Annotated in this window: 12 protein-coding genes; 2 read left to right on the forward strand and 10 right to left on the reverse strand. The window is 37.5% G+C overall.

The window, feature by feature from the left end:
• Positions 1–15: 15 nt before the first annotated feature.
• A complete protein-coding gene (locus T8I65_RS00410; RefSeq protein ID WP_322301554.1) occupies positions 16–240 on the reverse strand; it encodes a hypothetical protein in 225 nt (74 codons plus the stop codon).
• A gap of 152 nt (positions 241–392) precedes the next feature.
• Here T8I65_RS00410 and T8I65_RS00415 point away from each other — a divergent pair, with 152 nt between their 5' ends.
• The gene (locus tag T8I65_RS00415) at positions 393–692 is read left to right on the forward strand and encodes an HPF/RaiA family ribosome-associated protein (RefSeq protein ID WP_322301555.1); all 300 of its coding nucleotides are present in this window, start codon (positions 393–395) and stop codon (positions 690–692) included.
• A gap of 16 nt (positions 693–708) precedes the next feature.
• On the forward strand, positions 709–1542 hold the full coding sequence (locus tag T8I65_RS00420) for a universal stress protein (protein WP_322301556.1): 834 nt from the start codon (positions 709–711) through the stop codon (positions 1540–1542).
• A 60-nt stretch (positions 1543–1602) separates the two neighbouring features.
• Here T8I65_RS00420 and deoD read toward each other — a convergent pair whose 3' ends face one another.
• From deoD to T8I65_RS00465, 9 genes are all read right to left on the reverse strand, one after another.
• Positions 1603–2301, reverse strand: a complete 699-nt coding sequence (deoD, locus tag T8I65_RS00425; RefSeq protein ID WP_322301557.1) for a purine-nucleoside phosphorylase — start codon at positions 2299–2301, stop codon at positions 1603–1605.
• Between the two features lie 113 nt (positions 2302–2414).
• Positions 2415–3782 carry an oxygen-independent coproporphyrinogen III oxidase gene (gene hemN / locus T8I65_RS00430; RefSeq protein ID WP_322301558.1) on the reverse strand — a complete coding sequence of 456 codons (1368 nt, stop codon included), beginning with the start codon at positions 3780–3782 and terminating at the stop codon, positions 2415–2417.
• A 278-nt stretch (positions 3783–4060) separates the two neighbouring features.
• Positions 4061–4408: a hypothetical protein gene (locus tag T8I65_RS00435; RefSeq protein ID WP_322301559.1), complete on the reverse strand. Its 348-nt coding sequence runs from the start codon at positions 4406–4408 to the stop codon at positions 4061–4063.
• A gap of 293 nt (positions 4409–4701) precedes the next feature.
• Positions 4702–5589 (reverse strand): carbohydrate kinase family protein, encoded by an 888-nt coding sequence (locus T8I65_RS00440; RefSeq protein ID WP_322301560.1) that lies wholly within the window; start codon positions 5587–5589, stop codon positions 4702–4704.
• Positions 5590–5604: 15 nt separating this feature from the next.
• Positions 5605–7851, reverse strand: a complete 2247-nt coding sequence (locus T8I65_RS00445) for a GH32 C-terminal domain-containing protein (RefSeq protein ID WP_322301561.1) — start codon at positions 7849–7851, stop codon at positions 5605–5607.
• 60 nt (positions 7852–7911) lie between these two features.
• Entirely contained in the window at positions 7912–9069 is a 1158-nt protein-coding gene (locus T8I65_RS00450; RefSeq protein WP_322301562.1) for a DUF4960 domain-containing protein, read from the reverse strand.
• Positions 9070–9081: 12 nt separating this feature from the next.
• Positions 9082–10911, reverse strand: coding sequence for a hypothetical protein (locus T8I65_RS00455; protein ID WP_322301563.1), 1830 nt, complete (start codon positions 10909–10911; stop codon positions 9082–9084).
• Between the two features lie 32 nt (positions 10912–10943).
• Positions 10944–12656 carry a RagB/SusD family nutrient uptake outer membrane protein gene (locus T8I65_RS00460; protein WP_322301564.1) on the reverse strand — a complete coding sequence of 571 codons (1713 nt, stop codon included), beginning with the start codon at positions 12654–12656 and terminating at the stop codon, positions 10944–10946.
• Positions 12657–12665: 9 nt separating this feature from the next.
• The gene (locus tag T8I65_RS00465) at positions 12666–15707 is read right to left on the reverse strand and encodes a TonB-dependent receptor (RefSeq protein ID WP_322301565.1); all 3042 of its coding nucleotides are present in this window, start codon (positions 15705–15707) and stop codon (positions 12666–12668) included.
• Positions 15708–15721: the final 14 nt, after the last annotated feature.

The following is a 15721-nucleotide window of genomic DNA, read 5'->3' on the forward strand; positions in this document are numbered from 1 at the left end:
CATAAACTTGAGGCCTTATTCGTCTAGACCTGGAGTATGATCCTGATATCCATCCTTGAATGTTTTGCTGGTTTTATAATCATCGGTAAGGACTTTATAAACTGTAATGAGAAACAGTGCCTGACCTGCGATCATGAGGTAAAAAACCGGTGCGAAACCAGTTCCTGTAGAAGCCAGTATGGTGAGAAGCAATAGCATCACACTGGTAATGATCAAAAAAGTTATTCCTGTAATTTTCATTGTTTTCTATTTAATTTACAGAAAATTAGAAGGAACGATTCATAATATTTATCTAAAATAGTTGAAGATAGATCAATATTTTCATGATTTCTGTCATATTTTTTCACGCATGTATCTTTTAGCTTTACGTATCGACCAAAAATTGTGATATTATGCTCAACCAGATACACTATGTGAAAATTCCTGAAAGTCCCGCACTGAGCAACTTTACGAACCGGAAATTAGATCTGCTTCGTCGAAGATATGATACCATACAGAATTTGCATGTTCATTTTAAGCTGGAAAACACCAGGCAGGGAAATGCTAAAGTTTGCGCGATAGAATGCACAACTCCGGGCTTCAGGATTCATGCCAGCGCTACCAGGGAATATTTTGAACACGCATTAAAGACGGCTATGAACGAGTTGATAAAACAGCTTGAAAAGAGAAATGCCGTATTACAGATTGTCTAATTAAAAGCTAAGTATCATGAAAACTATATTCGTACCCGTAGACTTTTCAAAATATTCTGAAAACGCCCTCGAAGTGGCCGCCGACTTGGCGAAAAAACATGGTTCCCGGATCATTCTCGCACATATGCTTGAAATAGCTAACTCCTACCTCACCAAGGATCAACAGCAGGAAGTATTTAACGTGATGTATTATATAAAGATCGCAGACCAGCATTTCAAAGAACTTCGGAAGAAGGAATACCTTAAAGGGATTGAAGTAGTGGAAGTGATGAAGCCCTATCGAATTTTCTCTGAAATTAATACCATCGCTGCGGAACATGATAGCGATTTAATCGTGATGGGATCTCATGGAGCGACGGGTATAAAAGAGGTTTTTATCGGTTCCAATACCGAAAAAGTGGTGCGCACAGCAGATATTCCCGTACTCGTTATCAAGGAAAGAAGTCCAGACTTCCATATTGATAAAGCAGTGTTCGTAACCGATTTTGATGATAGCAACCAGGATACTTTTAAAAAGGCCAGGAAGTTCTTTAGTTATTTTGACGTTGAGCCTAAGTTGCTATATATTAATATTCCTGAAAAATTTATGAGCACAGCCGAAATAAAACGTAACGCACATAATTTTATGAGTACTGCAGGTATTGATCCTTCAGACTTCGACAAACACGTAGTATTTTATGCTGATTATACCGCTGAAAGAGGTGTCTTCAATTATTGTGAAGAAGCGAAAATTGATGCTATCGCTATTTCAACGCATGGTAGAAAAGGTCTGGGGCATTTCTTCTATGGCAGTGTAGGAGAAGATGTTGCAAATCATGCTAATGTTCCAGTCATCACCTTTAAGATCTGAAAAATGAAGAAGGGAGCTACAAGTTATTGGCTCCCTTTTTTATTCTGAAACTAGAATATACTAGAAAGAATTCAGTGCTATGTTCACCATATCGCTGAGTTTTTGCTCTCTCATTTCTGCGGAAATTTCTTCAGTAGTTACCAGTGAATCAGAAATAGTTAAAATGGATAATGCTTTCACTCCAAATTTGGCAGCCAGCGTGTATATTGCCGCAGTTTCCATTTCAGCACAAAGCACTCCATAATTAGCCCATTGTTTAAAATAATCAGGGTTCTCATCATAAAAGAAGTCAGATGAGAGAACGTTACCGGCATGAAACGTAATAGTGCTTTTTTCCGCAAAATTTATGGCCTTTAGTAAAAGGTCGATATTGGCGGTTGGAGCAAAGTCGGCACTACCAAATACAGCTCTGTTCAAGGAAGAATTTGTAGAAGCCGACATGGCGATCACAATATCCATCAATTTTAGCTCTGGCTGGAAAGCACCGGCGCTACCAACCCGGATAAGGTTTTGAACCTTATAGGTCTCCAGCAATTCCTGACAATAAATGAGCGTAGATGGAATGCCCATTCCCGTTCCCTGTACCGACACCCTTTTTCCCCGGTAAGTTCCTGTAAAGCCCAGCATCCCCCGAATATTATTATAGCAAAAACTATCTTCGAGAAAGGTTTCAGCGATCCACTTTGCCCGTAAAGGATCCCCGGGAAGTAAGACCGTTTCGGATATATCACCTTTTTTCGCTTCTAAATGTATACTCATTTTGTTTGTATTGCTTTAGTTTCTGATGTGATTCAGAGATCGATCAATTCCTCTTTTTAGTAATCTATGTTGTAAAAACTGTCGAATAGTGGAATAAAAGTATCGCTTAATATCTATACTGTCATTGAAAATAATTTCGCATCAGGTTTTTTCCTGATTAACCTGAGATCAAAAGCCATACACACATTTCTAACAAATGGCCTTCCTTTCTCGGTAACAATGATATAATTTGAATCTCTTTCTATGAGTCCGTCATCTGCCATCTCCTGTAAACTAATAAGGACATCAGGTAATTCCTGGAAAGTTTGATCTGCCGTATACCAGGAAGTTTTCAGTTTACACATTATATTGAGAACATGTTTTCTAATAATCAGATCTTCTTCGTTTAAAATATGTCCTCTTAATAAAGGGAGCATCCCATTATTCACCAGATTTTGATATTCTTCCACACCCTTAACATTCTGGGCGAAACCATACCAGCTATCACTAATCGCAGAAACACCAAGCCCTAACATAGCCTGAGTTTTCGAAGCCGTGTAGCCCATAAAATTTCTATGAAGCGTTTTATTATCTAATGCCATACTGAGAGTATCAGATTTGAGGGCGAAGTGATCCATCCCAATTTCCACATAACCGGCATTTAATAACATTTGTTTACCAGTTTCATACTGCACGCGTTTTTCAGCCGCTGTTGGAACATCCTTCTCGTTAAAACCTCTCTGCCCGCTACCTTTGATCCATGGAACATGGGCGTAACTATAAAATGCGATCCTGTCTGGCATAAGATCAAGGGTACGTTGCATGGTATAAATGATATCGTTTCTGGTCTGAAATGGCAATCCAAAGATAATATCATGACCTACTGAAGTAAATCCAGCTTCCCTTGCATTTTGCGTTGCAAGTAGGACATTTTCATACGACTGAACTCTATGAATAGCTTTCTGTACTTCTGGGTTATAATCCTGAACTCCATAGCTTACCCGGGTAAATCCAAACTTTGCAAACAGCTCGAGATGTTCCCTACTGGTATTATTGGGATGCCCTTCAAAACTAAATTCGGAAGCTTTAGATCTTTTAGCGCGTTTAAATATTCCTTCCAGTAGATAGCCCAGGTTTTCAGCAGAAAAGAAAGTGGGAGTTCCTCCCCCCAGGTGCAGTTCCCTGATGACCGGTTTTTCCGGAAATAAAGTACAGTACATCTCCCATTCTTTTAGAACCGAATTGATATAGGGAACCTCCATTCCATGGTTTTTTGTAATTCTTTTGTTACAACCACAAAAAGTGCAAAGACTTTCACAGAATGGCAGATGTATGTAAAGACTTATACCTTCAGAAGAATTCGATTCTCTAAAACTTTGAAGTAGCGATGATTTCCAGGCACTTTCTGAAAAGCTGTCCTGATCCCAGTAAGGCACGGTTGGATAGCTGGTATACCTTGGACCCTGGATATTATACTTCTGAACTAAGGCTGAATGAGTCATAGTAAAATTTTGAATTCAAAACTATGAACAGGTTCAAAAAGGAAATATGACAACCGTCAGCTAAGAGGAAATCTTCTCTTCTGAAGTAACTTCAGAATCAATGAAAAATCGAGTCATCATAGTAAAAAGGTTTAGCAACTAAAGTGTTGAAATATAATAGGATACGAAAAGTTCTATAGCACTAAAATGCTTGTAGTTCTAAAATAGAATAGCACCTAATACTAAAAATCCTGCACGATTATATGCAGGATTTAAAACTTTAATATATCTGAACTTGACTATTTAGCCTGAATCAATTGATAAGCTTCTCTAACCTGGCCTTTGATCATTTCCGGCATCTGGCTTTGATCCAGTTTTTCGAATTGCTCAAGATCAAGGTCGGGACCTACCAGATATTGATACTTACGATCTTCGTTTACTAGTATAGACACAATAGCAAAATGATCTCTTTGGGAGGTATTTATGGCTACCTGATCTGGAATTACTTCAAATTCTATATTGAAATTTTGAAGGTTTTCATCGATCTCTGTTTTATCCATATTAAGATAAAGATCGTCCAGGATCTTCTGGCCACTATTATATTCAACTATTTCGCCATTATCATTTTTTAATTTCATATTCTCCATTTCTTCTAAGTTTATGAAAGCTAAGATATCATCACTTTCAGATTTTTTTCAAAAATAAAAACCAAAACCCTGGTAAAATTATCTAAAAGTTGGTTCTGGAATTGCTCTAAACGTATATCAGAGCTTTTCACCGACTTTTCTACTACTATGGAGTATGTAAACAACCTCAAGCGTTGAATTGCAGTGCTGAAAGAGTTTGAGATAATAGATTTTATAGAAAACCTTGTCCAAATAATATGATTATAGACTAATTAGAGAGAAAAGGTTTATTTATATTAAAAGACAGGTATGATCTATCCTCGCCAGAGTAAGTCATTTATCTCCTCCTGGGAAACAATGGAATTCGCTCCAGCTTTAGAAGCTACCAATCCCGCTAGAGCACAAGCAAAATCTAAGGCCAAATTGGGTCTTTTTCCTTGAATTAATTGGGATATGTAACCCGCTAGAAAAGAGTCTCCCGCACCAACGGTATCTTTTACTTTTACCAAAAAACCCGTGTTATGATAGAATTTTCCATCGTAAAATAAAGTTACACCACATGCTCCCAGGGTAACGCAAATATGATCTGTTTGAGTATGTTCAGAAACCAATTTGAGCATATCTGTCACTGAGGTGGCACTATCACCTTTCAAATAATTGCAAACCTCTTCAAGCTCATCTCGGTTAAGCTTGATGAAGTCGGCATAGGACATTAAATCAACTAAAGTGGCCATATCATAATGTGGCTTTCGCAGGTTTACATCCAGCACCTTATAATTGGCTGCTTCGAGAAGTTCAAATAAGGTTTTTCGAGAAACTTCATTTCTATTTACCAGACTTCCGTAAATGAAATAATCAGCATCTGAGACCTTTTTCTTTAACACCTGGGTAGGTTCAATGAAATCCCAGGCTGCTGGAAACCTGATGTCATAGGACGCATTCCCATTCGTATCTACATCGACGTTTACAACACCCGTTTCGCAATTCTTATCTTCCTGGATAATATGACTTTGTCCGTTCTCTCTCAAAAATTCTACAAGTTTTTCTCCATATTGATCATTACCAACTTTACTGATTATCGTTGAATCTACTTTCAGGGAATTCAGCCTTAAAGCCACATTTAAGGGTGCTCCTCCAATTTTTTCTCCTGTAGGCAGTAAGTCCCAAAGGACTTCTCCAAAACAAACTACATTTTTAGACATAATCTACCTTAAAAGTTATTCAACGTATTTCCAGTCAATTGCATTCATTTGCCAGATAGTTAAACTCTTTATCTTTTTATTGTCTGGACTTATTATCTTCAAACCTTCTGCATCTTCCTTTTGAAAATAAATTCTATCAGTGATAGAAACTTTATCGTTAATATAAATTTCAACCATAGAGCGATCCAGGAATACACGAATATTTAGTTCCGAAATATCATCACCAACGGGTGCTTTCAAAGCTTTAAAAGCGCGCTCGGGATTTTCCTGCTTTTTATCAAAAACAACAGACTTTGTATCGGGATCGTAATAGATCATAGCTTTGGTATAACCATCACTGGTACGGCGTACTTCTATGCCCTGCTTAGAATCTGAAGCTTCAAGATTCATTTCAATTTCAAACTGATCTCCTTTTACCTCAATAAGCTTAGCGTTAAGGGTTTCTATGCTACAATCATCGCAGGATACCAGTTCCTCTCCTCTTAAACTTTTAATTTCTTCAATAGGAGCAAATCTTAGTTCGTTGGAGTCATTTAACCATAACTCTATGGGCAGTCCGGCATTATGTGCCCATCCCATATTATATGTATCTAAGTTTCCATATTTCCCCTGTGCGATGGAGAATACAATAGTTCTTCCAGTTTTTGGATCAACAAATCCGCTGGGACCTGTAAAACCAAAATCTCCATAATCCATTAATTTCGGTTCAGGATCATCCGGTACAAATTGCTTTTTATCCTGATCGAATTCTCCTATCCAATAGAAGACCTCTACATCAGCTTCATTTCTAAGTGGTAGGACGAGGAGTGCATACTTTTCTGTCTTAGAACCGTCTTCTCGGCTCAAAGGAAGAAATATTGGTAACTCCCATACACCTCCCAGAAAAGGATACTTTTCAATATCTGAAATATAAAATGGCTTCACATAACTCCAATTTATAGCATCTTCAGACTCAAATAAAGGAGCGCTTCCTCCTTTTCCCTCGATCCCGGAACCAACAATCATATAATATTTATCTTCGATCTGGAAAACAAAAGGATCACGAAATTCATTTTTTTTGTATTCGTCAGGTTTGTCGACTATAATATTCGTTTTCTCCCATGCCTGAAGGTTTTTATCTGTAGTATCCAATGGGATCGCAATGGATGTATATTGATTCTGATCCTTAGATAGATTGCCTGCGGTATAAAATAACATAGGTGTGTTATTGGGTCCTACATAGGCAGAACCAGACCAGATACCATCAGGTGCGATGAGACCCTTTTCGGGAGCTAAAGCAATTTTAATATGTTTCCAGTTAATCATATCATCACTAACCCAATGTCCCCAATGAATTTGCCCCCAATAAGGTCCAAATGGATTATGCTGGTAGAACAAATGATACTTGCCATTGTAATACATGGGCGCATGTGGTTCATTCATCCAGTGAGCCGGAGCTGTAGCATGATAGGCTGGTTTAAAGCGCTCGCCAGAATACTTTGAATAATCCAGTCGCAAAGCTTTCTCCAGATCCGTGTTTCTTAATCTGGTTAATTTGCTTCGATCAATATTATCAGGTTCTGCCAAGCTAGATATTTCCACCTCGTCGAGCAATCCACTGATCATATTAAATTTAAATTTTTCACTAAATCCACCTGCATCTGAATTTCGACCTATCCTCAAATTCAGCTTTTTTTTATAAAAATCCTGAAAGTTTATTTTAAACGACTCTTCCAGAATAGCTTTATCATTTATTCTAAGCTTTACCTCATGTCCGTTTTTAATTAACGAAACATAATTCCAACTATTTTTGTCTAAAAATGAATTCTCATTTGTTATTCTTTCAGAAGTTGCACCTTGCTGAATCTCTACAGCTAACTGGCCATGCTTAAGCATTCCTATTCTAAAAGCGGTAGTATCCTCATGGCTATAGAAATCAAGAATTGATGAAAGTTTATTTCCGATAGCACTGTCAAATGCTCTTGGTGCAATCCAAAAACTAATTGCAAAGTCATTTTTTAATTCAACTTCTTTTATCTCAAGATAAGTGGAATAACCGTCAAAGAGCAGACTACCATTTTTAACCCCTTGCTCTTTCCATAGGTATTGAGGTTTTACCTCATGCATAGAATAAGAGGAATTGAAAAGTTGGACCTGATGATCCTCCTGAAATTCTTCCCACCATTCACTCCCGTCAAAACTCAAGGCAAGTTGAGTCTCTTGCGATCTTCCATACACCGTGAAAAGAGAAATTATACAAAATAAGAAAGCTGATCTAAACATAAGAATAATTAAAAACTGGCTAAAGGAATTAAAGACCTTCAGCCAGTAAGTGGCTAATTTCTATAAAGTAGATAGGTAGTCAATCGAGTTCTTATACATTCCTTCTATATTATCTCGATATTCGTTTGTACGGCCATCATTCATATTCCACTCAATACCTCCAATACCTATAGCGATAATAGTACCACTATAAGGTGATTTTGGTTGAAATTCTATAATCCCTGGACAACATTCATCTGCAACACCGCCCCAAACAGCAAGAACAACTCCATTATATAATCTTTCAAACTCTCCAAATTGTCCTAATTGATGTCCTGCGGCTAAAAGAGGAGAAGCATCCCATAGATTATTATGGTCTTCTCTATATCCAGCATCGATAACTGGGATGAATCCATTTTCATCAAATTCAATAAGCCCAGGATTAAAGGAATAAATGGGGTGATTAAGCTTTGAGTTTGCGAAATTCACTCCGCCATCAATTGTCCAGGTATCAGGAGAGTCAAACCCTTCCCCATTACCTTGAATGGTTTGCATGCCGCTTTTATCCCTACCGATCGTCTCAGCAAAGCTAGTGGCCATACCGCCTAAAAGCATCTTACCACCTTCAACTACATATTGTATGAAAGCAGATTTACTATTACCTTCTGTAAATACTGCAGGAAGTTCTGAGGAGCCAACCTGGTCGTAATAAAAAACTACTACATTAAATTCTTCCAGCTCATCATAAGTGACTTCTGAAGCATTTATATATTCAAAGTCTTCAGGATAAGTCTCATTTACCCATTGAGCCGCAGCGACAATATCATCATCAGCATTAGCAATTAATTCGTCGTAACTTTCGGCCGCTCCAAGAAATCCTATTTTACTAGGTAGTACTCTTGTAATTAACTGATAATTACGCGTCGAATTTCCATAGATCGCAGAAATTTCCTGTCGCTGTGAAAGATCTAAAACTGTACCGCTTGGGGGATCAATCTGGACGCCATCAGGAGCTTCTATTTCCAATTCTACATTTGTAACATCGGTTCGGGGTGGAAGCACCAGGTTTATTGTACTCTGTAGATTATTTACAGTTGCTTTGGTTCCGTTTCCTGATAGTTCAGTGACTATATTGAGCACGGGATCTAAGTCCTCATCAAAATTTTCTCTTTCGTCACATGATACAAACATGGTTATGGAAAGGAAACAAAGAATATAATATTCAAACTTCTTTATCATAGTGCGTGATTTTTAATCTTCTAAATTATATAGGTAGTCTAAAATATTACCGGTAAATGTTTCAATATTGGACTGGTAATCGTTTACAGTTCCATTAGAATCCCACTCATATCCAACAATAGTATTCTGGATACTAAAAATAGAACCTTTAAAATCTGTGGAAATTTGATCATCGAACATTTCATGGTTATTAATATCAGTTCTGTTCCATAAAACTGCTCCATATCCGAAGGCATCTCCAATATGTCTCAGCGTTCCAAATTTTGTTGCAGCTAGAGTTTGTTCAAATGTTGTTGCCGCATCTTGTCCACAACAACTTGGATCTAGAATCCCGTCAAAATGTTGCCACCAGATCAAACGTACTTCTCGTGTTGCTGAATTTTGAAGCGCCAGGTACTCTCCATTTTCAAAACTTAATCCTTCAAATACCGGATGTCCCTGTCTATCCAGCGAATTATTGGTAGGACGCATCCCAAGCCCCCAAATATCGTCTGCTGGTTTTCCTGTATCAACACAACCTCCAGATTCAGCACATCCAAATTCCGAGTAAACATAATTTCCTGGCTCTCTAGGAGCTGAAAAGTCCGCTGGAACACGATCTAAAGAGAAAATCAAAGGATTTGCATCTCCGGCAATTAACATATCTCCTCCGTTCTGAACCCAGTTCTTCAATACCTGGGCTTTAGCTCCTTCAGGTCTTAAACTTGGAGGTAATAAAGTTGAAGCATTATCAGGAGTAGCGCTATAACCTAAATCTTCAGCGGGGGATAGATAATAAATCATGGCTACCTTGATTTCAGCCATGGTTTGTGGAGAAATCTCACTGAACTGGATATAATCAAAATCATCTCCATATGTATTTTGCATCCATGTAGCTGCAGCTTTAGCGTCATCATCAACAAGAGATTCTATATCCGCTTGCTCGCCTAAAAATGCATACTTAGTAGGATTTGCCTGTTGAGTCTCCACTGTCACGGTGTAAGTTTTAGTTACATTCTCTGTATTGGTAACTGTATATTCAACCGGTTCTGTAAAATCAGTTTCAACTTCTGATGCAGGATCTATAGATTGTCCTTCTGGCAGATCAATTATCGGACTAAGGTTAGTAAGATCTGTTCCTGCAGGCATGGAAACATAAATAGTGTTTTCCTCATTATCGATTACTCCCGAAGATTCTTCTATCGTAAATGAATTGATTTTTGGTCCTTCAATTTGATTTACGACTACAGTATATTCGCTAGCACTAAATCCGTCATTAGAAAGTACAGTATAAGTAACCGGGCTTGTAAAATTCCTGGAAACTCCAGAAGCCACATCAACACTAGTACCATCTGCAATCACAAAGTTAGGTGCGAGATTAGCAATATCACCATCCTGGCTTCCTATTTCTACATTGATAGTATTATTATCTTCATCAATTACACCTGTATTTTCGCCTATAGTAAAGCTTAGAATTTTTGGATCTCCAAATGCACCAACCATGGCTGTATATTCTCTATTCGCACCATTTTCAGCCATTGTTTGAAAAACTACCGGTCCACTCGAAAAATCGATAGTTGAACCAGATTCGGGCGTTACTGTTGTTCCTTCAGGAACGCTTAACATTACATTAATTGAGGAGAGATCTGTTCCTGCGGGTAAAGTCATCGTAATTGTTGCAGATGAATGTTCTATTTGAGCGAACTCTCCATTCACCTCGAAAGACCTAATTATCGCCTGAGCGAAATCTGGCACAACATCGTCAAAATTATCATCATCATCACTACAGGAATTCAGTAGGAAAAATGGTAATAAAAGTAACATACCAGCGGCATATCTTACTATATTTTTCAATGATTTCATTTTATAAAGTTTTAATTGATTTCGATTAGTTTTTAATATCCGGAACGTTGAGTATATGTTCCACCACTGGCATCTATTTCAACCTGCGGAATTGGTAAATAATACTCATGAGGTTCAAGATTGGCGCCTGTTAAATAAGGTCTTCTAACTTGTTCACTTGATACATATTGATCGATATAACTGTCTGCAATTCCCCATCTTACAAGATCAAAAAACCTGTGTCCTTCATTAGCAAGTTCCAATCTGCGTTCAAATCTAAGTGCCTGAATTGCCATTTCCTGAGACATGCCCATTGGATAAGTTTCTATAAGATAGTTAGCTGCATCTTCAGAAGGATTTTCAAAATCCTTGACATAAGGTGAATTTTTTGCTCTTGATCGAATCTGATTTATTATCTCAATACCTGTAGCTACATCACCAGTCTCTATTGAAGCCTCTGCTTTCCAAAGAAGTAAGTCTCCGTATTTAATCAACGGAAAATCTAAATTTCCTAAGGCCCATGGAAAACCGTTCGGGTTGGACGCCATACCATCAGAAGTGGGATAAATCATATTCTTCTTTCGAACATATAATCCGTAGGTGCCACTATCTCTACTCCAATTTTCCTGTTGTGCCATAGGTTCCCAATCCTTCCAGGTGATTCCAGGTCTCCCAATTGTATGATCAAGCCTTGGATCTACAAAATCTTGATCATCGACATTGCTGGAATTATAAGAGTTAAACAAAGGCAATCCGTTTTCTCCAACTTTATATGCATTGGCTAAATTCTGACTAGGTTTATGAAAGTCATCACCATTCAAATAAGGATGGTTAGGATTATCGCTAGGACTGTCAGGAGAATTTAAAAGATCTCCAAAATTTAAATTACCATATTGCGATCCGTCATTAATAGAAAACTGGATAGCGAAAATATTTTCAGGATTTCCATACCCTGGCTCTGAGTATAATCTTTCAATATCCTCTACAAGTCTATATTGACCTGAGTTAATTACTATATTAGTTTGATTTATTACCTCCTGCCATTCTTCCTGAAATAAATGAGCTTTGGCCAAATAAGATCTGGCTACCATTTCATTTACCCTTCCAAGATCAGGTTGCATTTCTGGTAATAGTTCAATTGCTCTGTTTAGATCACCTTCAATTTTTTCCCAGATAAAGGCTTCATCAAAGGTGTTGGGAATTTTGGTTAAATCAGTTACAGGTGTATTTTCATCATACCAAACTATTGAACCGAAATTCTTCATTGCTTCGAAGTAGAAATGAGCTCGAAGGGTATATAATTCACCTAATCTTACATCTCTATTTTCAAATTCACCATCATCCAGGTTAACCAAAAATCTAATTCCTGTATCCACTCTTTTTAGTCCAAAATAAATTGATCTCCAAAGATTATATACGTTGTCACTTGAAGGAAAAAGATTATGAGTTTCCATCTGATGCATTCCGCCACCTGGGTTGTCTCCGGTACCTCCCCCGCCTTTGTAAGCGTCTCCAGATCTAATATCTGATGTTGGCCAGTTCGAAGGAGCATGATCAAAAGGATACAAATCTCTAAATTCACCTGTATTATACCTATAATCCAAAGCACTATATGCTGCAATCACAAGTTCTTCAGGCTCTAAATTGTCCTCAGAAATCGTATTATATTCGGTTACGTTCAGATCATCCTCTGAAACACAGCCGACGATCAATGTTATTCCAAAAAGGAATAGTGCCATTATTGATTTGTTCATTGTTCTTTTCATAAGATGTTTTTAAAATTTTGTTGAAACTCCGAAAGTGATTGACTTTGTATGAGGGATACCATAACCGGCGACTCCGATACCTCCAGCCCCAAGACCGGATACTTCATAATCAAATCCAGTAAAAGAAGTAAAGTTTAATAAGTTCTGACCAGACATATATAGCCTTAATTCATTTAGACCAATACCCTCCGCCGTTTGCTGAGGAAATGTATACCCCACAGTAATGTTCTTCATTCTAAAATAAGATCCATCCTCAATAAAATAACTTGATGGTTGAGTTTCGTTATTTACATTACTAGTACTAAGTGCCGGAATATTGGAATTTGCATTCTCGGGTGACCAGGCATCTAAAGTATTTTCTCCAAAATTGAAGCTGAAGTAAGTGAAATCTCCCAGGTTTCTTTGTGTATTATACAAGTCATGTCCTTGTTTACCATCAAAATAGGCACTAAGATTGAAACCTTTATATCCCAAGTTTAAACTTACCCCATAGATAAAGTCTGGATGAGGATTCCCAATAATAGTCCTATCATCAGAGTTAATAACTCCATCATTATTTAAATCTCTATATCTTATTCTACCTAATCCCTTACCCGGTTGTTGAGCATGAACAGCGACCTCTTCAGGTGTTCTGAAAAGTCCATCTGCTATTAGACCGTAAAATGAGGCAATAGGATCTCCGGCTCTGGTGATCGATACTCCATTAAGAAGGAAATTATTATCTGTATCAAGTGACTCTACATTGTTCTCATATTTAGAGAAATTAAGATCAACGCCATAATACCAGTCACCTTCAGCCTTATTCTGATAACTCAAAACTGCTTCAAAACCGATATTGGAAACTTCTCCTGCATTGATAAATGGAGGTTGTGCTTCTCCATTAATAGACTGGGGAATAGGTTGTAGAAGTAAATCTGTGGTGCGTTTGTCAAAGAAATCTGTGCTAAGAGTAAGACGATTTCTTAAAAACCCAATATCAAATCCTACATTGGTTTGGGCTGTTTGTTCCCATTGAATATCCGGATTAGCTTGTCTTGCCTGCACAATACCTTCTGACACTCCAATACCATCTCCATCGATATCATAATTTAAGAATTCAATGGCATTTCCAATAGAGCTATTGTAAAAAGTACTTAGATATAGGAAATTGGGTATTTGGTCATTCCCGTTTATACCGTAAGATGCACGAAGCTTTAAATTGGAAATTAAATCAGAGTCTTCGAGAAAACTTTCGTTTGAAACATTCCACGCGAAAGATCCTGCTGGATAAATGGCAAATTTATTATTAGGACCGAATCTGGAGGATCCATCCCTTCTCATACTACCTGATAAAATGTATCTGTCGTCATATACATATTTCAGGGATCCAAAGAATGATTGTTTTCTGTATTGGATTTCATTTTCAATAGTCCTGAATTCTGCATCGCTTTGAATAATATAGGATGGGTATTCAGTGATATCAACTCCATTTGTTAATTCTACTGTGGATTCAAAGTCTTCTTTTGTAAACTCTACTCCTCCTAGTAAATTAAATCTATGTTTGTTTATTTCGAAATCATAGGTTAATAGATTTGTCCAGATCGTTCTTAAAGAATTGTTTCTATCCTTTGAAACAGTAATATTGTTAAACACACTTGGAATTCTACCAACCTGAACAAAAGGTTGAGTTCTGGTATCAAATGCAAACTCGGTATAATCGAAATTCAATGAAGTATCGAAAGTTAAACCATCTAGTATATCAATTTTCGCAAAAACATTTCCTAACAAACGATTATTTCGTTGTTCATTTTTTCTGTTGGACCAAAGATTAGCGAGAGAGTTTGCTTTATCCTGAATTGTGGGTGCTGTATAATCGCCGTCTACTGTATATACTGGTATAAGTGGATTCTGAAGAATAGCATTTTCAAACTCATTAGCCTGTACTTCATTAAAATTTGAATACAGGAAATTCTCACCTATTATTATTCTATCATCCCAGAAATCAAAGCTTGTGTTCAGCCTCGCATTATATCTTTCATAATGGGTGTACTTCTGGATTCCATTATCTCTAGTGTAGTTGAGACTTGCAAATAGTTGCATGTCTTCCTTCCCATATCGATAACTGAAATCTGTATTGTAGGAAATTGATTCATCAATTATTACATCTAACCAATTTGTATCTGATGATCTGATTAATTCATCCACATCTAAAAATTCAGGAATATCGAACCCATTACCGTTATCAGTTAGTACATTAAAATCTCCTGATATACCGTCATTTGCTCTAGCCTCATAATAGACATCTGCCCACTGCCGTGCATTTAGAATATCGACTTTATCTCTTAGCATATTAACCGTAGCCTCGGATTTCACAGCAAACTCTGATACTCCTGCTTTACCTTTTTTAGTGGTAACTACAATAACCCCATTTGCAGCTGAAGTACCATATAAAGCAGTTGAGGCACCATCTTTTAGAACCTGAATACTAGCAATCTCATCTGGATTCAGAGAAGAAGGATTGAAAGTTTGAACTCCATCGATTACCCATAATGGACTCGATCCAGCGGTGATAGTAGTCAAACCGCGAATGGCAATTTGAGAATCATTCCCACCAGGAGTTCCACCAGAATTAATTTGAAGACCCGGCACTCTTCCCTGTAGACTAGTAATAATATTGGGACTAAATTCCTGAGATAATTCCTCAACGTCAACCACACTTATTGCTCCAGCTATATCCGATTTTTTCTCGGAAGTATAACCCGTCACTACCACTTCATCGAGTTGTGCTACATCTTCTGTCAAAGTAATCTCATAATTAGAAGATTGGTCTACGGCTACTTCCTTTGTCCTATATCCTATAAAGGATATCACTAGAGTTTCACCTGTACTAACTTCAAGTTCAAAGTTTCCATCAAAGTCAGTCATTGTCCCACGATTAGCATCCTTTACTGCTACGGTAGCACCCGCCACAGGTATTCCTTCTTCAGAAGTAATGATACCTGTGATGGTCTTGTTTTGTCCAAACAAGCCGACAGTAAATAACATGAGGGATATCACAATTAGATTTTTCATAATTGGCTATTGGT

Source organism: Christiangramia sp. OXR-203 (genome assembly GCF_034372165.1).
In the GTDB taxonomy this organism is placed as follows: domain Bacteria; phylum Bacteroidota; class Bacteroidia; order Flavobacteriales; family Flavobacteriaceae; genus Christiangramia.